At 70.3% G+C, this 24,664-nt stretch carries 24 protein-coding genes; 1 reads left to right on the forward strand and 23 read right to left on the reverse strand.

The annotated features are described in order from the left end of the window. Nucleotides 1–45 precede the first annotated feature (45 nt). The 13 genes from metK to pyrR all read right to left on the reverse strand — a co-directional run bounded on the left by metK (nt 46) and on the right by pyrR (nt 14,524). Nucleotides 46–1,254 (reverse strand): methionine adenosyltransferase, encoded by a 1,209-nt coding sequence (metK, locus tag ACWCQ6_RS09335; protein WP_266735852.1) that lies wholly within the window; start codon nt 1,252–1,254, stop codon nt 46–48. A 242-nt stretch (nt 1,255–1,496) separates the two neighbouring features. Beyond that, on the reverse strand, nt 1,497–2,699 hold the full coding sequence (coaBC, locus tag ACWCQ6_RS09340; RefSeq protein WP_451087101.1) for a bifunctional phosphopantothenoylcysteine decarboxylase/phosphopantothenate--cysteine ligase CoaBC: 1,203 nt from the start codon (nt 2,697–2,699) through the stop codon (nt 1,497–1,499). A 134-nt stretch (nt 2,700–2,833) separates the two neighbouring features. Then, on the reverse strand, nt 2,834–3,106 hold the full coding sequence (gene rpoZ / locus ACWCQ6_RS09345) for a DNA-directed RNA polymerase subunit omega (protein ID WP_003970369.1): 273 nt from the start codon (nt 3,104–3,106) through the stop codon (nt 2,834–2,836). A gap of 80 nt (nt 3,107–3,186) precedes the next feature. Beyond that, entirely contained in the window at nt 3,187–3,804 is a 618-nt protein-coding gene (gene gmk / locus ACWCQ6_RS09350) for a guanylate kinase (protein WP_451087103.1), read from the reverse strand. A gap of 38 nt (nt 3,805–3,842) precedes the next feature. Next, entirely contained in the window at nt 3,843–4,166 is a 324-nt protein-coding gene (locus ACWCQ6_RS09355; RefSeq protein ID WP_014157387.1) for an integration host factor, read from the reverse strand. Between the two features lie 244 nt (nt 4,167–4,410). Continuing rightward, on the reverse strand, nt 4,411–5,250 hold the full coding sequence (gene pyrF, locus ACWCQ6_RS09360) for an orotidine-5'-phosphate decarboxylase (RefSeq protein ID WP_451087105.1): 840 nt from the start codon (nt 5,248–5,250) through the stop codon (nt 4,411–4,413). Then, the gene (locus ACWCQ6_RS09365) at nt 5,247–6,356 is read right to left on the reverse strand and encodes a quinone-dependent dihydroorotate dehydrogenase (RefSeq protein WP_451087107.1); all 1,110 of its coding nucleotides are present in this window, start codon (nt 6,354–6,356) and stop codon (nt 5,247–5,249) included. The genes pyrF and ACWCQ6_RS09365 overlap by 4 nt, the downstream gene beginning before the upstream one ends. A gap of 204 nt (nt 6,357–6,560) precedes the next feature. Further along, complete coding sequence (gene carB, locus ACWCQ6_RS09370; RefSeq protein ID WP_451087109.1) at nt 6,561–9,869, reverse strand: carbamoyl-phosphate synthase large subunit; 3,309 nt, start codon at nt 9,867–9,869, stop codon at nt 6,561–6,563. Further along, nucleotides 9,862–11,004 (reverse strand): glutamine-hydrolyzing carbamoyl-phosphate synthase small subunit, encoded by a 1,143-nt coding sequence (gene carA, locus ACWCQ6_RS09375; protein ID WP_451087111.1) that lies wholly within the window; start codon nt 11,002–11,004, stop codon nt 9,862–9,864. The genes carB and carA overlap by 8 nt, the downstream gene beginning before the upstream one ends. Then, entirely contained in the window at nt 11,001–11,582 is a 582-nt protein-coding gene (locus ACWCQ6_RS09380; protein WP_451087113.1) for a PH-like domain-containing protein, read from the reverse strand. Before ACWCQ6_RS09380 ends, carA begins: the two co-directional genes overlap by 4 nt. Further along, the gene (locus tag ACWCQ6_RS09385) at nt 11,579–12,865 is read right to left on the reverse strand and encodes a dihydroorotase (protein ID WP_451087115.1); all 1,287 of its coding nucleotides are present in this window, start codon (nt 12,863–12,865) and stop codon (nt 11,579–11,581) included. The genes ACWCQ6_RS09380 and ACWCQ6_RS09385 overlap by 4 nt, the downstream gene beginning before the upstream one ends. A gap of 2 nt (nt 12,866–12,867) precedes the next feature. Continuing rightward, nucleotides 12,868–13,845, reverse strand: a complete 978-nt coding sequence (locus ACWCQ6_RS09390; protein ID WP_451087328.1) for an aspartate carbamoyltransferase catalytic subunit — start codon at nt 13,843–13,845, stop codon at nt 12,868–12,870. Between the two features lie 94 nt (nt 13,846–13,939). Further along, nucleotides 13,940–14,524 (reverse strand): bifunctional pyr operon transcriptional regulator/uracil phosphoribosyltransferase PyrR, encoded by a 585-nt coding sequence (gene pyrR / locus ACWCQ6_RS09395; protein WP_451087117.1) that lies wholly within the window; start codon nt 14,522–14,524, stop codon nt 13,940–13,942. Nucleotides 14,525–14,745: 221 nt separating this feature from the next. Between pyrR and bldD the strand changes: the two genes are divergently transcribed. Further along, entirely contained in the window at nt 14,746–15,246 is a 501-nt protein-coding gene (bldD, locus tag ACWCQ6_RS09400; protein WP_014044812.1) for a transcriptional regulator BldD, read from the forward strand. A 185-nt stretch (nt 15,247–15,431) separates the two neighbouring features. On the opposite strand, the gene nusB is transcribed toward bldD, so the two are convergent. From nusB to mltG, 10 genes are all read right to left on the reverse strand, one after another. Further along, nucleotides 15,432–15,863, reverse strand: coding sequence for a transcription antitermination factor NusB (gene nusB, locus ACWCQ6_RS09405; protein ID WP_451087119.1), 432 nt, complete (start codon nt 15,861–15,863; stop codon nt 15,432–15,434). Nucleotides 15,864–15,865: 2 nt separating this feature from the next. Continuing rightward, the gene (efp, locus tag ACWCQ6_RS09410; protein ID WP_451087121.1) at nt 15,866–16,432 is read right to left on the reverse strand and encodes an elongation factor P; all 567 of its coding nucleotides are present in this window, start codon (nt 16,430–16,432) and stop codon (nt 15,866–15,868) included. 50 nt (nt 16,433–16,482) lie between these two features. Continuing rightward, nucleotides 16,483–17,589: an aminopeptidase P family protein gene (locus ACWCQ6_RS09415; protein ID WP_451087123.1), complete on the reverse strand. Its 1,107-nt coding sequence runs from the start codon at nt 17,587–17,589 to the stop codon at nt 16,483–16,485. 105 nt (nt 17,590–17,694) lie between these two features. After that, nucleotides 17,695–18,516, reverse strand: a complete 822-nt coding sequence (locus ACWCQ6_RS09420) for a Pro-rich N-terminal domain-containing protein (protein WP_451087125.1) — start codon at nt 18,514–18,516, stop codon at nt 17,695–17,697. Nucleotides 18,517–18,644: 128 nt separating this feature from the next. Further along, nucleotides 18,645–19,085 carry a type II 3-dehydroquinate dehydratase gene (gene aroQ, locus ACWCQ6_RS09425; RefSeq protein WP_114243499.1) on the reverse strand — a complete coding sequence of 147 codons (441 nt, stop codon included), beginning with the start codon at nt 19,083–19,085 and terminating at the stop codon, nt 18,645–18,647. Then, on the reverse strand, nt 19,082–20,176 hold the full coding sequence (gene aroB, locus ACWCQ6_RS09430) for a 3-dehydroquinate synthase (protein WP_451087127.1): 1,095 nt from the start codon (nt 20,174–20,176) through the stop codon (nt 19,082–19,084). Before aroB ends, aroQ begins: the two co-directional genes overlap by 4 nt. Beyond that, nucleotides 20,173–20,721: a shikimate kinase gene (locus tag ACWCQ6_RS09435; protein ID WP_451087129.1), complete on the reverse strand. Its 549-nt coding sequence runs from the start codon at nt 20,719–20,721 to the stop codon at nt 20,173–20,175. Before ACWCQ6_RS09435 ends, aroB begins: the two co-directional genes overlap by 4 nt. Then, nucleotides 20,718–21,902 carry a chorismate synthase gene (gene aroC, locus ACWCQ6_RS09440; RefSeq protein WP_451087131.1) on the reverse strand — a complete coding sequence of 395 codons (1,185 nt, stop codon included), beginning with the start codon at nt 21,900–21,902 and terminating at the stop codon, nt 20,718–20,720. The genes ACWCQ6_RS09435 and aroC overlap by 4 nt, the downstream gene beginning before the upstream one ends. Nucleotides 21,903–22,048: 146 nt before the next feature. Beyond that, nucleotides 22,049–22,885: a shikimate dehydrogenase gene (locus ACWCQ6_RS09445; protein ID WP_451087133.1), complete on the reverse strand. Its 837-nt coding sequence runs from the start codon at nt 22,883–22,885 to the stop codon at nt 22,049–22,051. Beyond that, nucleotides 22,872–24,572, reverse strand: a complete 1,701-nt coding sequence (gene mltG, locus ACWCQ6_RS09450) for an endolytic transglycosylase MltG (protein WP_451087135.1) — start codon at nt 24,570–24,572, stop codon at nt 22,872–22,874. Before mltG ends, ACWCQ6_RS09445 begins: the two co-directional genes overlap by 14 nt. Between the last annotated feature and the right edge of the window lie 92 nt (nt 24,573–24,664).

A 24,664-nucleotide genomic window follows, 5' to 3' on the forward strand; every position in this document is an offset into this window, starting at 1 on the left:
GCGTGCGGTGTCCGGGCCCCGGCGTACGGACGAAAGGCGGCGGTCCTACAGTCCGGCCGCCGCGCGCAGCGCGTCCACGCGGTCGGTGCGCTCCCAGGTGAAGTCGGGAAGCTCCCGGCCGAAGTGGCCGTAGGCCGCGGTCTGGGCGTAGATCGGGCGGAGCAGATCGAGGTCGCGGATGATCGCGGCCGGGCGGAGGTCGAAGACCTCGCCGATGGCGTGCTCGATCTTCTCGGTGTCGACGGCGGCGGTGCCGAACGTCTCGACGAACAGACCGACCGGCTCCGCCTTGCCGATCGCGTACGCGACCTGCACCTCGCAACGGGCGGCGAGACCCGCGGCGACCACGTTCTTGGCGACCCAGCGCATGGCGTACGCGGCCGAGCGGTCCACCTTCGACGGGTCCTTGCCCGAGAAGGCGCCGCCGCCGTGGCGGGCCATGCCGCCGTAGGTGTCGATGATGATCTTGCGGCCGGTCAGGCCGGCGTCGCCCATCGGGCCGCCGATCTCGAAGCGCCCGGTCGGGTTGACCAGCAGCCGGTAGCCGTCGGTGTCCAGCTTGATGCCGTCCTCGATCAGCTGCCCGAGCACGTGCTCGACGACGAACTCGCGGATGTCGGGTGCGAGCAGCGAGTCGAGGTCGATGTCGCTGGCGTGCTGCGAGGAGACGACGACCGTGTCGAGACGGACGGCCTTGTCGCCGTCGTACTCGATGGTGACCTGGGTCTTGCCGTCGGGGCGCAGGTACGGGATGGTCCCGTTCTTGCGGACCTCGGAGAGCCGGCGGGAGAGCCGGTGCGCCAGGTGGATCGGGAGCGGCATGAGCTCGGGCGTCTCGTCGCAGGCATAGCCGAACATCAGGCCCTGGTCGCCGGCGCCCTGCTTGTCGAGCTCGTCCTCATCGCCCTCGACCCGCTTCTCGTACGCGGTGTCGACACCCTGCGCGATGTCGGGAGACTGTGCCCCGATGGACACCGAGACGCCGCAGGAGGCGCCGTCGAAGCCCTTCTTCGAGGAGTCGTAGCCGATCTCCAGGACCTTGTTGCGTACGAGGGTCGGAATGTCGGCGTAGGCCTTGGTCGTGACCTCACCCGCGACATGCACCAGACCGGTGGTGATCAGAGTCTCGACGGCGACGCGGGACCGGGGGTCCTCGCGGAGCAGCGCGTCGAGAATGGTGTCGCTGATCTGGTCAGCGATCTTGTCGGGGTGGCCCTCGGTGACGGATTCCGAGGTGAAGAGACGGCGGGACACATCGCTCCCTGGGGTTGCAGCGGCTGCTGGCTGATCATTTGGCGGACGGCCGGGAGCTGCGCCCGGCACAATCCGGCCCCAGTTTATCGGTCGCTTTCGCTCGGCGGACAGCATGTCTCGCCCTTTGGGAGTTCTGTGACCTGCGGCACGGCCCGCCGGCGCGGGCCGCGCCGCCTTGGACAAGGCCATTTACGCCCATATTTCAAGGGTTTCGGACCGGGTACGGGCGTGGCGCAGGAATTTCATCGAAGACGCGACGACACGAGATCCCAGACCGTGTCGGCGAGCGCTTCCTTGGGTCCGTGGGGCACCTGGGTCTCACCGCCGTCGGCCGAGAGCACGACCGCCTCGTTCTCCTCGGAGCCGAAGGTCCGGCGCTCCCCCACCTCGTTGACGACGAGGAGGTCGCAGCCCTTGCGGCGGAGCTTCTCCCGGCCGTTGGCGAGGACGTTGTCGGTCTCGGCGGCGAATCCGACGACGACCTGCTCCGGACGGGCGCGTTCGCCGGCCACCTCGGCGAGGATGTCGGGGTTGCGGACGAGCGGGATGGGAGCGGGCTCCTGGCCGTCCTTCTTCTTGATCTTCCCCGTGGCGTACTCGGCGGGTCGGAAGTCGGCGACCGCCGCCGCCATCACGACCACGTCGGCGTCCGCGGCGGCCTTCAGCACGGCCTCGCGGAGCTGCATGGCGGTCCCCGCGTGCAGCACGTCGGCGCCGGCCGGGTCGGGCAGTCCGGTGTTGGCCTCGACGAGGGTGACCCGGGCGCCGCGGGCGACCGCGGTGCGGGCCAGGGCGTAGCCCTGCTTGCCGGAGGAGCGGTTGCCGAGATAGCGCACCGGGTCGAGCGGTTCGCGCGTACCACCGGCGCTGATGACCACGTGGCGGCCGGCCAGGTCGGGTTCGGCGGGCCCGCGGGCCAGCACCCGGCGGCAGACCTCGAAGATCTCCCCGGGGTCGGGCAGCCGGCCCTTGCCGGTGTCGACGCCGGTGAGCCGGCCGACGGCGGGCTCGATGACGACGGCGCCCCGGCGGCGCAGGGTGGCGACGTTCTCCTGGGTGGCGGGGTGCTCCCACATCTCGGTGTGCATGGCGGGCGCGAAGACGACCGGGCAGCGGGCGGTGAGGAGCGTGTTGGTGAGCAGGTCGTCGGCGAGGCCGTGGGCCGCCTTGGCGAGCATGTCGGCGGTGGCGGGGGCGACGACCACCAGATCGGCGCCCTGCCCGATCCTGACGTGCGGCACCTCGTGGACGTCGTTCCAGACCTCGGTGGCGACCGGGTGGCCGGAGAGCGCCGACCAGGTGGCCGCTCCCACGAAGCGCAGCGACGACTCGGTCGGTACGACGCGCACGTCGTGACCGGACTCGGTCAGCCGGCGCAGCAGTTCGCACGCCTTGTACGCGGCGATGCCCCCGCTGACCCCCAGAACGACCTTCGGCTTGTCCACTGCGTGTCTCCCCGCACTCGGATACGAACACCCCCATGCTGCCTCACAGGGGGTGGTCCGACGCTGTCGCCCCGGACACACCTCAGGCCCGGCAGCCGTGGCCGCCGGGCCTGAGGTGAAGGTGCAATTCCTGCTTACTGCGCGGGGCCCTCGATGGCCTCGGAGGTGAGCAGGCCCGCGTTGATCTCGCGGAGCGCGATCGAGAGCGGCTTCTCGTGCACGTGGGTGTCGACGAGCGGACCGACGTACTCCAGGAGACCCTCGCCGAGCTGCGAATAGTACGCGTTGATCTGGCGCGCACGCTTGGCGGCGTAGATCACGAGGCTGTACTTCGAGTCGGTGGCCTCGAGGAGCTCATCAATCGGCGGGTTGATGATGCCCTCGGGCGTGGTGATGGAAGAGGACACTCTCTGCCTTCCGAAGGGGGTAACGATCAAAGAAATCTTTGACGGTGCGGAGATCCGCAGTGGCCCGTGCGCCGACTTCGTCAGTCGCTGTCGCCGCGTTGCCCGGAAATCTCCAGCATCAAGGCTAGCAGCTCACGGGCCACATCCTCGACGGAGGTGTTGACCAGCGTCGTATCGAACTCGGCCTCGGCGGCCAGTTCCACCTTGGCGGCGCCGAGCCGGCGTTCGATCACCTCGGGCGCCTCGGTCCCGCGGCCGGTGAGCCGGCGGACCAGCTCCTCCCAGCTCGGCGGGGCCAGGAAGACCAGCTGCGCGTCCGGCATCGACTGCCGGACCAGCCTGGCACCCTGGAGATCAATCTCCAGCAGCACCGGCTCGCCCGCCTCCAGGCGGTCGAGCACGGCGCGGCGCGGCGTGCCGTAGCGGTTGCCCGCGAATTCGGCCCACTCCAGCAGCTCGCCGTTGGCGATCAGCTTGTCGAACTCCTCGTTGTCCACGAAGAAGTAGTGGACACCGTCGCGCTCACCGGGGCGCGGCTTGCGGGTCGTCGCCGACACCGAGAGCCAGACCTCGGGGTGGACCTTGCGCATATGAGCGACGACCGTGCTCTTGCCGACCCCGGAGGGGCCGGAGAGCACGGTCAGCCGCGGACGTACGTCCGGGGGTACGGGGGACGTCCCCCGGGATGTTGCAGCCATGGAGCGATTATCCAGGTTCTCAGGAGTGCCTGAGAACGTCAGGCGGCACTGCCGCCGAACTCGCGCTCCAGGGATGCGATCTGGTTGGAGCCGAGACCCCGGACCCGGCGGCTCTCGGAGATGCCGAGCCGCTCCATGATCTGCTTGGCGCGGACCTTGCCCACGCCCGGCAGGGACTCCAGGAGGGCGGAGACCTTCATCTTGCCGATGACGTCGTTCTCCTGGCCCTGCTTGATGACCTCGTGGAGGGAGGCGCCGGAGTGCTTGAGTCGATTCTTGACCTCGGCCCGCTCCCGGCGAGCCGCGGCGGCCTTTTCGAGCGCGGCTGCGCGCTGTTCAGGGGTAAGGGGCGGAAGAGCCACGCCTACGTCACCTCGGATGTCGATCTGTCGGATACGGACCGGTGAGGAAGCTGAATGCTCCACACCAGGTGAGCGACGGACAACTTGTGTACGTCGGCTCTCGACGGAGACTAGCGGCCAAGGCCGCCGGAGTCAGCGAGAACCAACGAAAAGTCCTGGTCAGCCTCGACCGACTGGGACATTTCAGGCATAACGACCGAGTTTTTTGGTCAGGAAAGAGTCAACACCCTGTTACGTGGCATGGTCACCTACCCGTCACGGCGACCCTGATCTCGTCCGTGAGCCGTTCGGCGGCCTCGCGCAGCCCCGCCACGTCCGGCCCCCGGCTCAGTACGCCGCGGCTCACGCTGGGCACCACATTGCCCACCGAGGCGCCGAACACGCCGGGCAGATCCGCGGGCGTCGCACCCTGCGCACCGATCCCGGGAGCGAGCAGCGGGCCGTTGATCGCCAGGTTCGCTCCCGCGTCCCCGAGCGTGGCCCCGACCACCGCGCCGACGGAGCCGAGCGGGGTCATCCCCTCGTTCTCGGCGGCCATGTGGTCGAGCATGAGCTGGGCCAGTGAACGGCCGTCGGCGGCGGTGGCGCGCTGCACCTCTGCGCCCTCCGGGTTGGAGGTGAGGGCGAGCACGAAGACGCCCGCGCCGGACAGGACCGCGGCGTCGAGCGCAGGGCGCAGCGAGCCGAAGCCGAGGTACGGCGAGACGGTGACCGCGTCCGAGAACAGCGGCGAGTCCTTCTCCAGGTAGGTCGCCGCGTAGGCGCCCATGGTGGAGCCGATGTCGCCGCGCTTGGCGTCCATCAGCACGAGCGCGCCGGCCGCCCGTGACTCCTCGACCGCCTTCTCCAGGACGGCGATGCCGCGCGAGCCGAAGCGCTCGAAGAACGCGGACTGCGGCTTGAGCACGGCGACCCGGTCGGCCAGTGCCTCCACGACCGTACGCGTGAAGCGTTCGAGCCCGGCGATGTCGTCGTTCAGGCCCCAGGCGGTGAGCAGCGAGGCGTGCGGGTCGATGCCGACGCACAGCGGGCCGCGGGTGTCCATGGCGCGGCGCAGACGCGCGCCGAACGGTTCAGGTCTCATGCGGTGGCCTTCCTGGTTTCTGCGCCGACGGCTTCGGCGAGGGTGGCGTACGGGGAAGCGGCCAGGCGCGCGGCCAGGCCCTTGTGGATGGCGCGGGCGTAGAACGGTCCCTCGTAGATGAAGGCGCTGTAGCCCTGGACGAGCGTGGCACCGGCCAGGATGCGCTGCCAGGCGTCCTCGGCGTTCTCGATGCCCCCGACACCGACCAGGGTGATCCGGTCGCCCACGCGCTCGTAGAGGCGGGCCAGCACCTCCAGGGAGCGTGCCTTGAGGGGTGCTCCGGAGAGCCCGCCGGTCTCACCGGTCAGGGACGGCGAGGACTTCAGGCCGAGGCCGTCGCGGGCGATGGTGGTGTTGGTCGCGATGATGCCGTCCAGACCCAGCTCGACCGCGAGGTCGGCGACCGCGTCGACGTCCTCGTCCGCGAGGTCCGGAGCGATCTTGACGAGCAGCGGGACGCGCCGCCCGGAGACGGCACGGTCGGCCGCCTCGCGCACGGCGCCGAGCAGGGGCCGCAGTGCCTCGGTGGCCTGGAGGTTGCGCAGCCCCGGGGTGTTGGGCGAGGAGACGTTCACGACCAGGTAGTCGGCGTGGGCGGCGAGGCGCTCGGTGGACTTCACGTAGTCGGCGGCCGCCTCGGCCTCCGGCACCACCTTCGTCTTGCCGATGTTGACGCCGACCGTGGTCCGGAAGACCGGCCTACGGGCGGCCAGCCGGGCGGCGACGGCGGCCGAGCCCTCGTTGTTGAAGCCCATGCGGTTGATCAGCGCGCGGTCCGCGACGAGGCGGAAGAGGCGCTTCTTGGGGTTGCCGGGCTGTGGCTCGCCCGTGACCGTGCCGATCTCGATGTGGTCGAAGCCGAGCATCGACATGCCGTCGATCGCGACGGCGTTCTTGTCGAAACCGGCGGCGAGGCCGAAGGGGCCGTGCATCCGCAGGCCGAGGGCCTCGGTGCGCAGTTCCTTGTACCGGGGCGCGAGCACGGCGGCGACGAAGGTGCGCAGCACGGGGATACGGACGGCGAGGCGGATCCACCGGAAGGCCAGGTAGTGGGCCTGCTCCGGGTCCATCCGCTTGAAGGCCAGCCGGAAGAAGAACTTGTACATCGGGAGTGTCCTCACACAGAGGGGGACACCGTTTCCGGTGTCCCCCTGCCGGTCTGCTGGGGCGCGTTTCGAAAGTGGCGTCGTCCGCCCGGAGGGCGGGGCCGGGGGTGTCCGGAGCGATGGGGTCTCCCCTGCTCGAGCGAAGCCGAGAGCTTGGGGGAGGTGCCGGACACCCCCGACCAGGCGGGACTTTCGACACACGCCCTAGTCGCGGGCCGCGATCAGGTGTTGCGCGTGTTCCTGGAGGGAACTGACGCCGACGCCTCCGTGGGTGAGCGCGTCGATGCCCTGGACGGCGGCTGCGAGCGCCTGGACCGTCGTCAGGCACGGCACGGACCGGGCCACGGCCGCGGTACGGATCTCGTAGCCGTCGAGGCGGCCGCCCGTCCCGTACGGCGTGTTGACGATGAGGTCGACCTCGCCGTCGTGGATCAGCTGGACGATGGTCCTCTCACCCTGCGGTCCCACGCCCTCGCTCTGCTTGCGCACGATCGTGGCGTTGATGCCGTTGCGCTTGAGGACCTCGGCGGTGCCGGAGGTGGCGAGCAGTTCGAAGCCGTGGGCGACGAGTTCACGCGCCGGGAAGATCATCGAGCGCTTGTCGCGGTTGGCGACCGACATGAAGGCGCGGCCCTTGGTGGGCAGCGGGCCGTAGGCGCCGGCCTGCGACTTGGCGTACGCCGTGCCGAAGACCGAGTCGATGCCCATGACCTCGCCGGTGGAGCGCATCTCCGGGCCGAGGACGGTGTCGACGCCGCGGCCGTGGATGTCGCGGAAGCGCGACCACGGCATGACGGCCTCCTTGACGGAGATCGGCGCGTCCATCGGGAGGGTGCCGCCGTCGCCGTTCGCCGGGAGCAGGCCCTCCGCGCGCAGCTCGGCGATGGTCGCGCCCAGCGAGATGCGGGCGGCGGCCTTGGCGAGCGGGACCGCGGTCGCCTTCGAGGTGAAGGGGACGGTGCGCGAGGCGCGCGGGTTGGCCTCCAGGACGTAGAGGATGTCGCCGGAGAGGGCGAACTGGATGTTGATCAGCCCGCGTACGCCGACGCCCTTGGCGATGCCCTCGGTGGAGGCCCGCAGCCGCTTGATGTCGTGGCCGCCGAGCGTGATCGGGGGCAGCGCGCAGGCGGAGTCGCCGGAGTGGATGCCGGCTTCCTCGATGTGCTCCATGACGCCGCCGAGGTAGAGCTCGGTGCCGTCGTAGAGCGCGTCTACGTCGATCTCGATCGCGTCGTCGAGGAAGCGGTCGACCAGGACCGGCCGGGTGGGGCTGATCTCGGTGGACTCGGCGATGTACGAGGAGAGCCGCGCCTCGTCGTACACGATCTCCATGCCGCGGCCGCCGAGCACGTAGCTGGGGCGTACGAGGACGGGGTAACCGATCTCGTCGGCGATGGCCTTGGCCTCGTCGAAGGTGGTGGCCGTGCCGTGCTTCGGGGCCGGGAGCCCGGCCTCGGCCAGGACTCGGCCGAAGGCGCCGCGGTCCTCGGCGGCGTGGATGGCCTCGGGCGAGGTGCCGACGACCGGCACGCCGTTGTCCTTGAGCGCCTGCGACAGGCCCAGCGGGGTCTGGCCGCCGAGCTGGACGACGACACCGGCGACCGGGCCGGCGAGCGTCTCCGCGTGCACGATCTCCAGCACGTCCTCAAGCGTCAGCGGCTCGAAGTACAGGCGGTCGGAGGTGTCGTAGTCGGTGGAGACGGTCTCCGGGTTGCAGTTGACCATCACGGTCTCGTAGCCCGCGTCGCTCAGCGCGAAGGAGGCGTGGACGCAGGAGTAGTCGAACTCGATGCCCTGGCCGATGCGGTTGGGGCCGGAGCCAAGGATGATCACCGCGGGCTTGGTGCGGGATGCGACCTCGCTCTCCTCGTCGTAGCTGGAGTAGAAGTACGGCGTCTTCGCGGCGAACTCGGCGGCGCAGGTGTCGACCGTCTTGTAGACCGGGCGGATGCCCAGCGCGTGCCGCACCTCGCGCACGACGTCCTCGCGCAGGCTGCGGATGTCGGCGATCTGCGCGTCGGAGAAGCCGTGCCGCTTGGCCTCGGCGAGCAGCTCGGGGCCGAGCTCGTCGGCGGCGGCGAGCTCGTCGGCGATCTCCTTGATCAGGAAGAGCTGGTCGACGAACCAGGGGTCGATCTTCGTGGCGTCGAAGACCTCTTCCTGGGTGGCACCGGCCCGGATCGCCTGCATGACGGTGTTGATCCGGCCGTCGGTCGGGCGGACCGCATCGGCCAGCAGCTCGGCCTTGTCGCCGGGCTCACCGGTGAAGGAGAACTGCGAGCCCTTCTTCTCCAGCGAGCGCAGCGCCTTCTGGAGCGCCTCGGTGAAGTTCCGGCCGATCGCCATGGCCTCGCCCACCGACTTCATGGTGGTGGTGAGGGTGGAGTCGGCGGAGGGGAACTTCTCGAAGGCGAACCGGGGGGCCTTGACGACGACGTAGTCGAGGGTCGGCTCGAAGGAGGCCGGGGTCTTCTCGGTGATGTCGTTGGGGATCTCGTCGAGCGTGTAGCCGACGGCCAGCTTGGCGGCGATCTTGGCGATCGGGAAGCCGGTGGCCTTCGAGGCGAGCGCGGAGGAGCGGGAGACGCGCGGGTTCATCTCGATCACGATGATCCGGCCGTCGGCCGGGTCGACGGCGAACTGGATGTTGCAGCCGCCGGTGTCGACGCCGACCTCGCGGATGATCGCGATGCCGATGTCGCGCAGCCGCTGGTACTCGCGGTCGGTGAGCGTCATCGCCGGGGCGACGGTGATCGAGTCGCCGGTGTGGACGCCCATCGGGTCGAAGTTCTCGATGGAGCAGACGACCACGACGTTGTCGTTCTTGTCGCGCATCAGCTCCAGCTCGTACTCCTTCCAGCCGAGGATGGACTCCTCCAGGAGCACCTCGGTGGTCGGCGAGAGCGTGAGGCCCTGTCCGGCGATGCGGCGCAGCTCGTCCTCGTCGTGGGCGAAGCCGGAGCCGGCACCGCCCATGGTGAAGGACGGGCGGACGACGACGGGATAGCCGCCGAGCGTCTCGACGCCCGCGAGGACGTCGTCCATGGAGTGACAGATGACCGAGCGGGCGGACTCGCCGTGGCCGATCTTGGCGTTGACGGCCTCGACGACGCCCTTGAAGAGGTCGCGGTCCTCGCCCTTGTTGATGGCCTCGACGTTGGCGCCGATGAGCTCGACGCCGTACTTCTCCAGGACACCGTTCTCGTGCATGGAGATCGCGGTGTTGAGCGCGGTCTGGCCGCCCAGGGTCGGGAGCAGCGCGTCGGGGCGCTCCTTGGCGATGATCTTCTCGACGAACTCGGGGGTGATCGGCTCGACGTACGTGGCGTCGGCGATCTCCGGGTCGGTCATGATCGTCGCCGGGTTGGAGTTCACCAGGATGACGCGCAGGCCCTCGGCCTTGAGGACGCGGCATGCCTGGGTTCCGGAGTAGTCGAACTCGGCGGCCTGGCCGATGACGATCGGGCCGGAGCCGATGACCAGGACGGACTGGATATCGGAGCGCTTAGGCACGCTGGCCCTCCATCAGGGATACGAAACGGTCGAAGAGGTACGCGGCGTCGTGCGGACCCGCGGCTGCTTCGGGGTGGTACTGGACGCTGAAGGCCGGCTGGTCGAGGAGCTGGAGCCCTTCGACGACCTGGTCGTTCAGGCAGACGTGGGAGACCTCGGCACGGCCGAACTTCGTCTCGGACACCTTGTCGAGCGGTGCGTCGACGGCGAAGCCGTGGTTGTGCGCGGTGACCTCGACCTTGCCGGTCGTGCGGTCCTGCACGGGCTGGTTGATGCCGCGGTGGCCGTACTTCAGCTTGTAGGTGCCGAAGCCGAGGGCGCGGCCCAGGATCTGGTTGCCGAAGCAGATGCCGAAGAGCGGGGTCTTCCGCTCCAGGACGCCCTGCATGACGGAGACCGGGTGGTCTGCGGTGGCCGGGTCGCCGGGGCCGTTGGAGAAGAACACGCCGTCGGGCTCGACCGCGTACACCTCCTCCAGAGTGGCGGTGGCGGGCAGCACGTGCACCTCTATGCCGCGCTCGGCCATCCGGTGCGGGGTCATGCCCTTGATGCCGAGGTCGATGGCGGCGACGGTGAACTTCTTGGTGCCGATCGCGGGGACGACGTACGTCTCCTTGGTGGCGACCTCGGCGGAGAGGTCGGCGCCCACCATCTCGGGTGCCTGCCTGACCCGGGCCAGCAGCGCGGCCTCGTCGGCGACGGCGTCACCGGAGAAGATGCCGACGCGCATGGCGCCGCGCTCGCGCAGGTGGCGGGTGAGGGCGCGGGTGTCGATGCCGCTGATGCCGACGACGCCCTGGCGTTCCAGCTCCTCGTCCAGCGAGCGCTGCGAGCGCCAGTTGGAGGGCACCCGGGCGGGGTCGCGGACGACGTAACCGGAGACCCAGATCCGTCCGGACTCGGGGTCCTCGTCGTTCACCCCGGTGTTCCCGACGTGCGGGGCGGTCATCACGACGACCTGGCGGTGGTACGAGGGGTCGGTCAGCGTCTCCTGGTATCCGGTCATGCCGGTGGAGAAAACCGCCTCGCCGAAGGTCTCCCCCACGGCCCCGTAGGCGCGGCCGCGGAAGGCGCGGCCGTCCTCCAGGACGAGTACGGCGGGAGCTTTGGCGGCTCCCCGGGTGGAGATCGTCATCGTGCGGTGCCTTCCGTAGTTCTGGTGAGTTGGTTGATGGCCTCGACCCAGGCGGGGTGCTCGGCCGAGCGGTCGGAGCGGAAGCCGGAGTCGATCAGCTTGTCGCCGTGGGCCCAGGTGATGATCAGCAGGCCGCCCTCGGGGAGGACCTTGCCCGCGATGCCCTTGTCGAGCCGGGCCTCGCGCAGTGCGGCGGCCGGCACGAAGAAGTCGGCCGCGCCGGGGCGCACGACGTCGAGGCCCTGTTCGGTCAGGGTCAGCTCGACGCGGCTGCGGGTGCCGAGGCCGTGGGCCACGATCCGGTCGAGCCACTGCCCGGCGGTGGTCGAGGCGTGGTACCGGCCGGTCAGCGCGAGCAGCTTCTCGCCGTCCGCGAACCCCTCCGGGGTGGTGTGGAGTTCCAGCAGGCCGGACTGGAGGCTCCCCCGCCACTTCCATCCCTGGCGCATCAGCCAGTAGAGGAAGGCGATGAGGACGAGCAGTCCGATGACCCAGCTGATGCGCTCGGCCCAGTCGGTCACTTCGGCCGACTTCTGCTCGGCGGCGAGCTGGAGGTGCAGGGGGGTGAGTGATGTCACGCGAGCTTCCCGTCGACGACCGTGGCGCGGCCCCGCAGGAAGGTGTGGGTGACTCGGCCCGGCAGCTCGCGCCCCTCGTACGGAGTGTTGCGGCTGCGGGAAGCGAAGCCCGCGGGGTCCACGACACCACGGTAAGCCGGATCGACCAGGGTGAGGTTGGCAGGTTCGCCCGCCGAGACGGGCCGGCCGTGTCCGTCGAGCCGGCCGATGGCGGCCGGACGGAAGGACATCCGGTCGGCGACACCCGCCCAGTCGATCAGTCCGGTGTCGACCATCGTCTGCTGGACCACGGACAGTGCGGTCTCCAGGCCCACCATGCCCATGGCGGCGGCGGCCCACTCGCAGTCCTTGTCCTCGTGCGGGTGCGGGGCGTGGTCGGTGGCGACGCAGTCGATGGTGCCGTCGGCGAGCGCCTCGCGCAGGGCCATGACGTCGGCCTCGGTGCGCAGTGGCGGGTTCACCTTGTAGACCGGGTTGTAGGAGCGTACGAGCTCGTCGGTGAGGAGCAGGTGGTGCGGGGTGACCTCGGCGGTGACGCTCCAGCCCTTGGACTTGGCCCAGCGGACGATCTCGACGGAACCGGCGGTCGACAGGTGGCAGATGTGCACCCGGGAGCCGACGTGGGCGGCGAGCAGGACGTCGCGGGCGATGATCGACTCCTCGGCGACGGCGGGCCAGCCGCCGAGGCCGAGTTCGGCGGAGACGACGCCCTCGTTCATCTGGGCGCCCTCGGTGAGGCGGGGTTCCTGGGCGTGCTGGGCGACGACGCCGTCGAAGGCCTTCACGTACTCCAGCGCGCGGCGCATGATCACCGCGTCGTCGACGCACTTGCCGTCGTCGGAGAAGACCTTCACCCCGGCGGCCGAGTCGTGCATGGCACCGAGCTCGGCGAGCTTCTTGCCCTCCAGGCCGACCGTGACGGCGCCGATCGGCTGCACGTCGCAGTAGCCGGACTCCTTGCCGAGCCGCCAGACCTGCTCCACGACACCGGCGGTGTCGGCGACCGGGAAGGTGTTGGCCATGGCGTGCACGGCGGTGAAGCCGCCGACGGCCGCCGCCTTGGTGCCGGTGAGGACGGTCTCGGAGTCCTCCCGGCCGGGCTCGCGCAGGTGGGTGTGGAGGTCGACCAGGCCGGGCAGCAGGATCTGGCCCTCGGCCTCGACGACGCGTGCGTCACCGGCCTCGATGCCCGTACCGACCTCTGCGATGGTCTCGCCGTCGATGAGGACGTCCTGGGGTTCGCCGCCGAGGATCTTCGCGCCGCGGATAAGGATCTTGCTCATGGTTACTTGTTCTCCTCGGTACGGGACGGGGCGGCGGATTCGTACCCGCCCAGCAGCAGGTACAGGACGGCCATACGGATCGAGACGCCGTTGGCGACCTGCTCGACGGCCGTGCACCGGTCGGAGTCGGCGACCTCGGCGGTGATTTCCATGCCGCGCACCATCGGGCCGGGGTGCATGACGACGGCGTGCCCGGGCATCTTCGCCATCCGGTCGCCGTCCAGGCCGTAGCGGCGGGAGTACTCGCGCTCGGTCGGGAAGTACGCGGCGTTCATCCGTTCACGCTGCACACGCAGCATCATCACCGCGTCGGACTTCGGCAGCACCTCGTCGAGGCCGTAGCTGACCTCGCAAGGCCACTGCTCGACACCGACCGGGACGAGGGTCGGCGGGGCCACCAGGGTGACGTGGGCGCCGAGGGTGTTGAGCAGGTGGACGTTGGAGCGGGCCACCCGGCTGTGCAGGATGTCGCCGACAACGGTGATCCGGCGGCCTTCGAGGTCCCGGCCGAGTCCGCTGTCGGCGCCGACCAGCCGGCGGCGCATCGTGAAGGCGTCCAGGAGAGCCTGGGTGGGGTGCTCGTGGGTGCCGTCACCGGCGTTGACGACGGCGCCGTCGATCCAGCCGGAGGTGGCGAGGCGGTACGGGGCTCCGGAGGCGCCGTGCCGGATGACGACGGCGTCGGCGCCCATCGCCTCCAGGGTCAGCGCGGTGTCCTTGAGCGACTCGCCCTTGGAGACGGACGAGCCCTTCGCGGAGAAGTTGATGACGTCGGCGGACAGGCGCTTGGCGGCCGCCTCGAAGGAGATGCGGGTACGGGTCGAGTCCTCGAAGAAGAGGTTGACGACGGTACGGCCGCGCAGGGTCGGGAGCTTCTTGATCGGCCGGTCCGCGACCCTGGCCATCTCCTCGGCGGTGTCGAGGATCAGGACGGCGTCGTCGCGGGTGAGATCGGCGGCCGAGATGAGGTGGCGCTTCATCTGGGTGTTCTCCGGAGGCTGGAGGGGTTCAGGCATGCGGGCGCGCGGAAGCGGCCGCACGGGCTGGGGGCCGGGCCGTACGGGTGTGGCGCGGCTACTGCTCGCCCGTCGCGGCGGTCCGCTGGACACCGAGCAGCACGGCGTCCCGGCCGTCCTCCTCGGCGAGCTGGACCTTGACCGTCTCCCGCAGCGACGTGGGGAGGTTCTTGCCGACGTAGTCGGCACGGATCGGGAGTTCGCGGTGACCGCGGTCGACGAGGACCGCGAGCTGCACCGCACGGGGGCGGCCGATGTCGCCCAGGGCGTCGAGGGCGGCGCGGATCGTGCGCCCCGAGAAGAGGACATCGTCGACGAGGACGACCAGGCGGCCCTCGATGCCCTCGCCGGGGATGTCGGTGCGGGCCAGGGCGCGCGCCGGGCGCAGCCTCAGGTCGTCGCGGTACATGGTGATGTCGAGGGAGCCGACCGGCATCTTCCCGCCGGTGATCTCTTCCAGTTTCTCGGCGAGCCGGCGGGCGAGGAAGACGCCCCGCGTCGGAATGCCGAGGAGCACCACGTCGTCGGCACCCTTGGCGCGTTCGACGATCTCGTGGGCGATCCGGGTCAGCACCCGGGCGATGTCGGGAGCCTCCAGAACGGGGCGTGCCGCATTGCCGGTGGCTTCGTGCTGTGCGTCCATAAGAAACGGACCTCCTTCTCCGCCTCACGGGACGGACCTTAAAGGACGTCGAAATTGCGTCAACCACGTTACCAGGGCTTGCGCCGGCCTCTGATCCCACCCCCGGGAGGTGTGGGTCCGGACCATTCGGCTTGACGCATCCAAGTAACGCTGCGTAACCTCACAGTGAGTTACCAGCAACGCGGCGGAGCCGCGAAATGTCCCAGCGTCCGGGGAGCCTTATGTCCAGCGAATACGCAAAACAGCTCGGGGCCAAACTCCGTGCCATCCGCACCCAGCAGGGCCTCTCCCTCCATGGCGTGGAGGAGAAGTCCCAGGGTCGCTGGAAGGCCGTCGTCGTCGGTTCGTACGAGCGCGGCGACCGTGCCGTGACCGTGCAGCGCCTGGCCGAGCTCGCGGACTTCTACGGGGTCCCGGTGCAGGAGCTCCTGCCCGGCACGACGCCCGGAGGGGCCGCCGAGCCGCCGCCGAAGCTGGTCCTGGACCTGGAGCGTCTCGCCCACGTCCCGCCGGAGAAGGCCGGTCCGCTGCAGCGCTACGCGGCGACGATCCAGAGCCAGCGCGGTGACTACAACGGCAAGGTGCTCTCGATCCGCCAGGACGACCTGCGCACACTGGCCGTGATCTACGACCAGTCGCCGTCGGTGCTCACGGAGCAGCTGATCAGCTGGGGCGTGCTGGACGCCGACGCGCGTCGCGCCGTGGCCCACGAAGAGGGCTGAGGCCCCACTGAAGAAACGTGCCGCCGTGTTCGGCGCGGGTTCACTCCTCCGGGTGCCCGCGTCGGCACGGCTTTTTCGTGTGTGGCGATTGGTGCGCGACGGGCCGTGCGTGCCGGTCCGCCGCATGCCGAAGGGCCCACGGTCCGGTGACCATGGGCCCTTCGTCGGCTGAACGCCGCCGTCGGCTACTGCTCGCGGCGCAGGTTCGGCTTGAGGTCCTTGAAGCGGGCCAGCAGCCCGTTCACGAAGGACGGGGAGTCGTCGGTGGAGAACTCCTTGGCGAGCTGGACCGCCTCGTCGATCACCACTGCGTCCGGGGTGCCGTCCACCCAGATCAGCTCGTACGCACCGAGCCGCAGGATGTTCCGGTCGGCGACCGGCATGCGGTCGATCTCCCAGTCCACCGCGTAGGTCACGATGAGGTCGTCGATCCGGTCCGCGTACTGCGCGTACCCCTCGACGAGCTCCATCGTGTACTCGGTGACCGGCGGCTGACGAGTGTCGGCCCGCGAGTGCCGCACCCAGTCCGCGAGCACCGTCTGCACGGATTCGCCGCGCTGGTCGGCCTCGAAGAGGATCTGGAAGGCTCGCTTGCGGGCCTTGTTCCGGGCAGCCACGGTTAGCTGTTCACCCGGCCGAGGTAGTCGCTGGTGCGGGTGTCGACCTTGACCTTCTCACCGGTGGTGATGAAGAGCGGGACCTGGATCTGGTAGCCGGTCTCCAGGATGGCGGGCTTGGTGCCACCGGTGGAGCGGTCGCCCTGGACGCCCGGCTCGGTCTCCTTGATGACGAGCTCGACGGCGGCCGGGAGCTCGACGTAGAGCACCTCGCCCTCGTACTGCGCCACGGAGGCGGTGAAGCCCTCGATCAGGAAGTTGGCGGCGTCGCCGACGGACTTGCGGTCGACCATGAGCTGGTCGTAGGTGTCCATGTCCATGAAGACGAAGTACTCGCCGTCCATGTACGAGAACTGCATGTCGCTACGGTCGATGGTGGCCGTTTCGACCTTCACACCGGCGTTGAACGTCTTGTCGACGACCTTGCCGGAGAGCACGTTCTTGAGCTTGGTGCGCACGAAAGCCGGGCCCTTGCCGGGCTTGACGTGCTGGAACTCGACGACGGACCAGAGCTGGCCCCCGTCGAGCTTGAGCACCATGCCGTTCTTGAGGTCGTTCGTGGAAGCCACGGTTGCGGAATCTCCTGGACTGAAGCTGGTGGAACGACCGAGGATGCGCGCTAGAGCGCGAGCAGCTCCTTGGTCGTAATGGTGAGTAGCTCGGGTCCGCCGTCCGCCTCGGGGCGCACGACGAGCGTGTCATCGATCCGGACCCCGCCCCGGCCCGGGAGGTGGACCCCCGGTTCGACGGTGACCGGCACACAAGCGTCCAGTTTACCCATGGCCGCAGGTGCCAACTGCGGATCCTCGTCGATTTCGAGTCCCACCCCGTGCCCGGTCCAGGGTGCCAGGCCCCCGCCGTGCCCCGCGGAGTCCAGGAGATACCGGGCCGCGCGGTCCACGTCGCGGTAGGCGGCGCCCGGCACCAGGGCCTCGCGCCCGGCCCGCTGAGCGGCGAAAACCAGGTCGTAGAGCTCGATCTGCCAGTCGGCGGGTGTCGTACCGATGACGAATGTGCGGCCGATCTCGCAGCGGTATCCGCGATAGTTCGCACCCAGGCAGACGGAGAGGAAATCTCCCTCCTCGACCCGGCGGTCCGAGGGGCGGTGGCGTCCCTGGCCGGAGTTGGGGCCGGTGGCGACCGAGGTGGGGAAGGCGGGGCCGTCCGCGCCGTGATCCACCAGGCGGCGCTCCAACTCCAGGGCGAGATGCCGTTCGGTGCGGCCCACCAGGATGGATTCCAGGAGTTCGCCCAGGGCCTGGTCGGTGATCTCGGCGGCGATCCGCAGACAGGCGATCTCCTCCTCGTCCTTGACCACCCGCAGCTGCTCGACGGTGGCACCGAGATCGGCCAGTCTCAGGCGCGGGGCGACCGAGCCCATGGCCCGGTGGCGGGAGACCGTCAGATGGTGCTCCTCGACAGCGAGGGACTCCGCGCCCGAGGAGGCGGCCAGATCGGCGGCCGCGACCACCGGATCGCCGTCGGAGCCCGGCAGCAGGGACAGCCGCAGCTGTTCGTCCGTGCGGCCGTCGGCGGGATCGCCGCTCGGGGCCCGGGGGGAGAGCAGGACATCCCCGCCGGGTCCGAGCAGCAGCACGGCACCCGGGGGCGCCCCGCCCGCGAGATAGCGGACGTTGGCGGGGCGGGAGACCAGAGCGGCCGCGGATCCGACGGCGGCGCACCGGTCGCGGAGCAGCCCGCGGCGGACGGCGTACACCTCTGACATGTCACGAGCCTACGAGCGGTGGCGCGGGCCTGCTCGGTCAGCGCATCCGACCGGGGGGCGGCCGCCGGTCCCGTCACCGGCCCGGAACACCCGTCCGGCCGTGGTTCACCAGGCCGGGGGGCTGGTTATGGAGCGGGCGAGTATGTCGTCCAGGACGCGGGCGGTGGTCTCCACGTCGTACGTCGAGTTGTCGATGATCGGCAGGCCGGAGCCGTACCAGCCGGCCATCCTGCCGTGGATCCTGGCGACCTCCTCGTCCGAGAGGCGGCGGTTGCCGCTGCGGGCCGCGTTGCGCTCCAGCACGATCTCCAGACCGGGCAGCAGGACGACGGGCAGGAGGCCGGGGCCGACATGGCGCTTCCAGCCGCCGAGGCCGACGACCGGCCGGTCGGGGAAGACGGCGTCGTCGAGGATGCAGGAGATGCCGTTGGCGAGGAAGTTGCGGGCGGCGAAGCCGCAGGTGCGGCGGGCCAGGCGGTACTGGGCCTCGGAGTGGTCGTTCCACCCGGACTGCGGGTCGGCGAAACCTGAGCAGACCCATTCACGGACGTCGTCGAGGCTGACATGGGCGGTGGGCACCCGGCGGCGGCTGGCCCAGAGCCTGGCCACGGTGGTCTTGCCGGCGCCCGCGGGACCGATCAGGAGGACGGCGAGGGTCGCGCTGCCGGTGCCGGGCTCGGCGGGTGGTGCGGGCAGGGGGACGGGGCCGCCGGGCGGCAGCTGGACGTGTCCCGTGGTCTCCCTGGCGGGAGGCCCCGGGGCATGCTGCGGGGCCGGCCCGCTCCACCCACCGGGCGTGGGAGGGATGGTGGGCGGCGGCCCCGGCGGACCGGGGTGGCCGGGGTGCTGGGCCTGGTGCGACCAGCCGACAGGTCCGTTTCCGGGGCCTTGGGGCGGCGGCAGCGGGGCCCCCACTGCGTGCTGCATCCGGTGCCACTCCGTCTCGTACAGGCAACTGGCGCTGGTGGAACGGCAACCGTACCGTCCCCGGCCGCCGCTGGGACAACGGTCGGGGACGCGCCACGGTGCCCGGTCGGCCGGGGAAATCCGGTCCGTCAGTCGGTCAGCTCGTCCGCCAGGGCGCGCAGCGCGAGGCGGTAGGAGCCGATGCCGAATCCGGCCACGGTCCCCGTGGCGACCGGCGCGACCACGGAGTTGTGGCGGAATTCCTCCCGTGCGTACGGGTTCGAGATGTGCACCTCGATCAGCGGGGCGGTGCGCTGGGCCGCCGCGTCCCGCATCCCGTACGAGTAGTGGGTGAAGGCACCCGGGTTGAGAACGACCGGAATTGAACCGTCCGCGGCCTCGTGGAGCCAGCGGATCAGTTCGCCCTCGTCGTTGGTCTCGCGCACGTCGACGTCGAAGCCGAGCTCCTTGCCGAGCGCCTGACAGGTCTCGACGAGTCCGGCGTAGGACGTGGCGCCGTACACATCCGGCTCGCGGGAGCCGAGCCGGCCGAGGTTCGGCCCGTTGAGGACGAGCACCCGGCGGGTCACGCCGACACCTCCCCGTAGGCGGCGAGCAGCACGGCCGGGTCGGGCCCCTCCAGGACGGTGGGCTTGCCGAGGCCGTCGAGAACGATGAAGCGCAGCAGATCGCCGCGGGACTTCTTGTCGATCTTCATGTTCTCCAGCAGCCTGGGCCACTGGTCGCCGCGGTAGGTGAGCGGCAGTCCGACGGACTCCAGGACGGTGCGGTGCCGGTCGGCGGTGGCGTCGTCCAGGCGTCCGGCCAGGCGGCCCAGCTCGGCGGCGAAGACCATGCCGACCGAGACGGCCGCGCCGTGCCGCCACTTGTAGCGCTCGTTCTTCTCGATGGCGTGGGCCAGGGTGTGGCCGTAGTTGAGGATCTCGCGCTGTCCGGACTCCTTGAGGTCGCTGGAGACGACCTCGGCCTTGACCCTGATGGCGCGTTCGATCAGCTCGGCGGTGTGCGGTCCGGCCGGCGTACGGGCGCCCTCCGGGTCCGCCTCGACGAGGTCGAGGATGGCCGGGTCCGCGATGAAGCCGGCCTTGATGACCTCGGCCATGCCGCTGACGTAGTCGTGGACGGGCAGCGAGTCCAGCGCCGCGAGGTCGCAGAGGACCCCGGCCGGCGGGTGGAAGGCGCCGACGAGGTTCTTGCCCTCGGCGGTGTTGATGCCGGTCTTGCCGCCGACGGCCGCGTCGACCATGCCGAGCACCGTCGTCGGCACGGCGATCCAGCGCACCCCGCGCAGCCAACTCGCCGCGACGAATCCGGCCACGTCGGTGGTGGCTCCGCCGCCGACGCCGACGATCACGTCGGTGCGGGTGAAGCCGGTCTGGCCGAGCGCCTTCCAGCAGTACGCCGCGACCTCGACGGTCTTGGCCTCCTCGGCGTTCGGCAGCTGGATCGCGATGGCCTCGTAGCCCTGCTCGGCGAGGTCCTGGCGGACCGCTTCACCGGTCTCGGCGAGCGCCTCGGGGTGCAGCACCGCGACGCGCTTGGCACGGTCGCCGACAAGCGCGGGCAGCTCGCCCAGCAGCTGTCGGCCGACCAGCACCTCGTACGGGTCGGTGCCCGCGCTGCCTGCGATCTGGATGCGGATGGGGCCCTGCTCGGTCATGGTGTGTTCTCCCGGCCGGGGGCGACGGGGCCGTCCTCCGGCAGTTCCAGTGCGTCGAGGACCGCCTGGGCGACCTCTTCGGGGGTGCGCTCGTCGGTGGCGACGGTCACCCGGGCCACCTCGGTGTACAGGTGACGGCGGGCGTCCATCAGCTCGCGCCACTGCCGGCGCGGGTTGACCGCGAGGAGCGGGCGGGCGACGTTCAGGCCGACCCGCCTGACCGCCTCCTCCACGTCCATCGAGAGGTAGACGACGGGGCGGCCGGCGAGCAGGGCGCGGGTCGTGTCGTCGAGCACGGCGCCGCCGCCGAGGGAGAGGACACCGGTGTGCTCGGCGAGGGCGGTGTGCACCGCCTGTCGCTCCAGCTCCCGGAAGTGTTCCTCGCCCTCGTCGTAGAAGATCTCCGGGATCGGCTTGCCGGCCGCGGCCACGACGTCCGCGTCGGTGTCCCGGTAGCTGGTGCCGAGCCGGCCGGCGAGCAGCTCACCGACCGTGGACTTGCCGACGCCCATCGGTCCGACGAGGACGATCAGCGGGCCGCTCATCGGATCTGGAGGTGGTCGAGGTACGACTGCACATTGCGTCGGGTCTCGGCGACGCTGTCGCCGCCGAACTTCTCCGCGACGGCGTCGGCCAGGACCAGCGCGACCATCGCCTCGGCGACGATCCCCGCGGCCGGAACGGCACAGACATCGGAGCGCTGGTGGTGGGCCTTGGCGGGTTCACCGGTAACGACGTCGACGGTGGCGAGCGCGCGCGGCACGGTGGCGATGGGCTTCATCGCGGCACGGACCCGCAGCAGCTCGCCGGTGGTCAGGCCGCCCTCGGTGCCGCCGGAACGGCCGGAGGCCCGCTTGATGCCGTCCTCGGTGACCAGGATCTCGTCGTGCGCCTTCGAGCCGGGGACCCGGGCCAGGTCGAAGCCGTCGCCGACCTCGACCCCCTTGATGGCCTGGATGCCCATCAGGGCGGCGGCGAGGCGCGCGTCGAGACGGCGGTCCCAGTGGACGTGCGAGCCGAGGCCGACGGGCACCCCGTACGCCAGCACCTCGACGACGCCGCCGAGGGTGTCGCCGTCCTTGTGGGCCTGGTCGATCTCGGCGACCATCTCCTTGCTCGCGCCGGCGTCCAGGCAGCGCACCGGGTCGGCGTCGAGCCGCTCGACGTCGGCGGGCGTCGGGTAGACGCCGTAGGGCGCCTTGGCCGCGGCCAGCTCGACGACATGGCTGACGATCTCGATGCCCGCGGTCTCCTTGAGGTAGGACCGCGCGACGGCACCGAGCGCGACGCGGGCCGCCGTCTCCCGGGCGCTGGCGCGCTCCAGGATCGGCCGGGCCTCGTCGAAACCGTACTTCTGCATGCCCGCGAGGTCGGCGTGGCCGGGCCTCGGGCGGGTCAGCGGGGCGTTGCGAGCCAGTTCGGCCAGCTCGGCGGGGTCGACCGGGTCGGCCGCCATGACCTGCTCCCACTTGGGCCACTCGGTGTTGCCCACCATCACGGCGACCGGGGAGCCCATGGTGAGGCCGTGGCGCACCCCGCCGAGGAAGGTGACCTCGTCCTTCTCGAACTTCATCCGCGCACCGCGGCCATAGCCGAGCCGCCGCCGGGCGAGTGCGTCCGCCACCATCTCCGTGGTGATCGGGACGCCGGCGGGAAGACCCTCCAGCGTCGCCACGAGTGCGGGGCCGTGCGACTCCCCCGCGGTCAGCCAGCGCAACCTGCTCAACGGTGCTCCTCATGCTCGCGCCTGGAACTGCGACGGCGCGACCGGGTGCGCGGCCCTGGCCCGCCGCCTTCGATCCTCCCACGACCGGAGGCCCGAACCGGTCGCCCGTCCAGCAGACGGACGGATCACGCGGCGGGCCCGAGGGTTCAGCGGGCGGCGAGCGCCTCTTCCCCGGCCCGCCGCATGGCCGCGAGCGGTGCGGGGGTGCGGCCCGTCATCTGCTCGACCTGGAGGACGGCCTGGTGCACCAGAAGATCGAGACCTCCGACCACTGCGCCGCTTCGGGCCGTCCAGGCGGCGGCGAGGCCGGTGGGCCAGGGCTCGTACAGCACATCGAAGAGCGTGCCGGGCCGCTCCGGCACGACGGTGGCCAGGGCGTCCGTGGCACCGGCCGGGGTGGTGGCGACGACCAGCGGGGCGTGCAGCGCCTGCTCGGCCTCCGCCCAGTCGGCGATCCGGACGTCCACGCCGAGGCGTTCGCCCCAGCCGCGCATCTCCTGGCCCCGCTCCCGGCTGCGGACGTAGGCCGTGACCGGTCCCGTGCAGATCCCGGACAGCGCGGCGAGCGCCGACGAGGCGGTCGCCCCGGCACCCAGGACGGCGGCGGACTCGGCCTTCTCCACCCCGCGTTCGCGCAGCGCGGCGATCATCCCGGGAATGTCGGTGTTGTCGCCCCTGCGCCGGCCGTCCTCGGTGAGGACGACGGTGTTGACGGCCTCCACCGACGCCGCGGTCTCGCTGACGGAGTCCAGCAGCGGAATGATCGCCCGCTTGAGCGGCATGGTCAGCGAGAGCCCGGCCCAGGTGGAGTCGAGCCCCTGGACGAAGCCGGGGAGCGCGGCCTCGTCGACCTCGAACCGGTCGTACGTCCAGTGGGTGAGGCCGAGTTCGGCGTACGCGGCCCGGTGCAGCGCCGGGGAGAGCGAGTGCGCGATGGGCGAGCCGAGGACGGCCGCCCGGCGGGGCCCGTCATTCGAGGCCATGCTGTTCCTTGAACTTCTTGTTGAGCCTCTCGTGCTCGGCGGCCGTCTTGGTGAAATCGGTCTTCTTGCCGTCGAGCGAGATGAAGAACATCCACCCGTCATGAGTGGGATTGAGCGTTGCCCGCAGGGCTTCGTCGCCCGGATTGCTGATCGGGCCCGGTGGAAGGCCCTCGTGGTAATAGGTGTTGTACGGGTCCGGATTGCTCAGGATCTCACTCGACCCGATCTTGATCTTGCTCTGGTTCTTGAGGTAATTGAACGAGGAGTCAAATTGAAGCTTACGGTTCGTGACCGTGTTGTCCGGCTCCAAGCGGTTGTAGGCGACTTCAGCCATCTTACGGAAGTCGTCGTGTGTGAGGCCTTCAGCCTGGACCAGGCTGGCGACGGTGAGGACCTGCCAAGGGCCGTCCAGGTTGTACTTCTTGGCCGTTCCCTCAAGGTCGACCTTTTCGTACTCCTCGTTGGCTCGGGAGACCATCTTCTTCAGGATCGTCTCCGGCTTGGTTTCCTTGGTGACCGGATAGGCGGCCGGGTACAGGAATCCCTCCAGCGGGTCCTTTATGTCCTTGTCGTTGCTCACCCAGTCGGGCAGACCGAGGTCGGAAGCCTTGGACGTGGCAATTCCCTTGGTCGTTCCCTTCTTGAGGCGCAGCTTCTCGTCGACCATCCCGTAGATGTCGACATTGCGGGTGCCCTCGGGAATCACCAGAAGGTTCTGGCTCTTCGGGTCGACCATCATCTTCACGGCCTCGGCCGCCGACATCTTCTCGTGGAGGAGATACACCCCGGCCTGGATCGACTTCCCCTTGGGGTTCTCGTTCTGCGCGGAGACGAACGCGTCGACGCTCTTGACCACACCCTGCTTCTTCAGGATGTTGCCGATGTCGTACCCGAACGCGCCCTTGGGGATCTCCACCTCGACCGACCCCGAGCCGCTGCCTTCGTAGTCGGGCGCCGCACCGAACTTGTCCTGCCAGTACGAGTAACCGAAGTAGCCCACTCCGCCGAGGCCACCGACCAGGACCAGCGAGACCACCAGGCAGGCGAAGCCGTTGCGGCTCTTCTTCTTGCCCTTGCCCCGGCGCTCGTTGCCGCCCCGGCTGCCGCGGCGTGACTCACGCGGGTCGTCGTCGTACCCGTCGTCGGCGTCCTTGTCCCTGCCGTCACGGTCGTCGTCGGCGCCCGTGAAGAAGGGGTGGGTCTCCTCCGGCTGGACCTCCGGGTCCCAGTCCGGGCTCTGGGTCGGGGCCTGCTGGGGAGCGGCCTCACGACGACCCGGGGGCTGCGGCGGCGGGTAGGCCTCCGGCGTGCCGTAGTAGTCGTGCGTCTCGCCGTAAGCGCCCTGCCCTCCGCCATACGGGTCGGCCGCCGACTGGGGGTCGTACGGCATCGCGGTCGACTGCTGCCCGGTGTCCCAGCCGCCGTTGTCGTACTGCGGCTGCTGGGATTGCTGGGGCTGCTGCGCGTACGGGTCCTGCGGGGCCGCGTAGTCGGGCTGCTGCTGATACTGCTGCTGGGCGTACGGGTCGTGCGCCTGCTGCTGAGCGTACGGATCGTAGGGCTGCTGCCGGCCGCCGTACTGGCTCTGGCCGTGGGAAGACTGCTGCCCTCCCCATCCCTGGTCCCCGTACAAGGGGTCCTCGGGATGCCACGGTTCGGAGCCGGGGCCCCGGCCATACTCAGTCATCGATCCCCTAGAGCCGCGAGACGACACTCCGTCTCTTGCTGTGCGGTGTTTGTTCGAAGCACCGCCGCATCGCGCGGAACGTTACCGTATCG

The organism is Streptomyces sp. NPDC001880, assembly GCF_053594575.1.

Bases quoted from the DNA above. Each gene is read 5' to 3' on its own strand.
- bldD (WP_014044812.1), top strand. From the start codon at position 14,746: ATGTCCAGCGAATACGCAAAACAGCTCGGGGCCAAACTCCGTGCCATC.
- pyrF (WP_451087105.1), bottom strand. From the start codon at position 5,250: ATGAGACCTGAACCGTTCGGCGCGCGTCTGCGCCGCGCCATGGACACC.
- ACWCQ6_RS09415 (WP_451087123.1), bottom strand. From the start codon at position 17,589: ATGTCAGAGGTGTACGCCGTCCGCCGCGGGCTGCTCCGCGACCGGTGC.
- ACWCQ6_RS09365 (WP_451087107.1), bottom strand. From the start codon at position 6,356: ATGTACAAGTTCTTCTTCCGGCTGGCCTTCAAGCGGATGGACCCGGAG.
- mltG (WP_451087135.1), bottom strand. From the start codon at position 24,572: ATGACTGAGTATGGCCGGGGCCCCGGCTCCGAACCGTGGCATCCCGAG.
- pyrR (WP_451087117.1), bottom strand. From the start codon at position 14,524: ATGGACGCACAGCACGAAGCCACCGGCAATGCGGCACGCCCCGTTCTG.
- ACWCQ6_RS09420 (WP_451087125.1), bottom strand. From the start codon at position 18,516: ATGCAGCACGCAGTGGGGGCCCCGCTGCCGCCGCCCCAAGGCCCCGGA.
- ACWCQ6_RS09435 (WP_451087129.1), bottom strand. From the start codon at position 20,721: ATGAGCGGCCCGCTGATCGTCCTCGTCGGACCGATGGGCGTCGGCAAG.
- ACWCQ6_RS09390 (WP_451087328.1), bottom strand. From the start codon at position 13,845: ATGAAGCGCCACCTCATCTCGGCCGCCGATCTCACCCGCGACGACGCC.
- gmk (WP_451087103.1), bottom strand. From the start codon at position 3,804: ATGGCTGCAACATCCCGGGGGACGTCCCCCGTACCCCCGGACGTACGT.
- ACWCQ6_RS09385 (WP_451087115.1), bottom strand. From the start codon at position 12,865: ATGAGCAAGATCCTTATCCGCGGCGCGAAGATCCTCGGCGGCGAACCC.
- aroB (WP_451087127.1), bottom strand. From the start codon at position 20,176: ATGACCGAGCAGGGCCCCATCCGCATCCAGATCGCAGGCAGCGCGGGC.
- carA (WP_451087111.1), bottom strand. From the start codon at position 11,004: ATGACGATCTCCACCCGGGGAGCCGCCAAAGCTCCCGCCGTACTCGTC.
- ACWCQ6_RS09445 (WP_451087133.1), bottom strand. From the start codon at position 22,885: ATGGCCTCGAATGACGGGCCCCGCCGGGCGGCCGTCCTCGGCTCGCCC.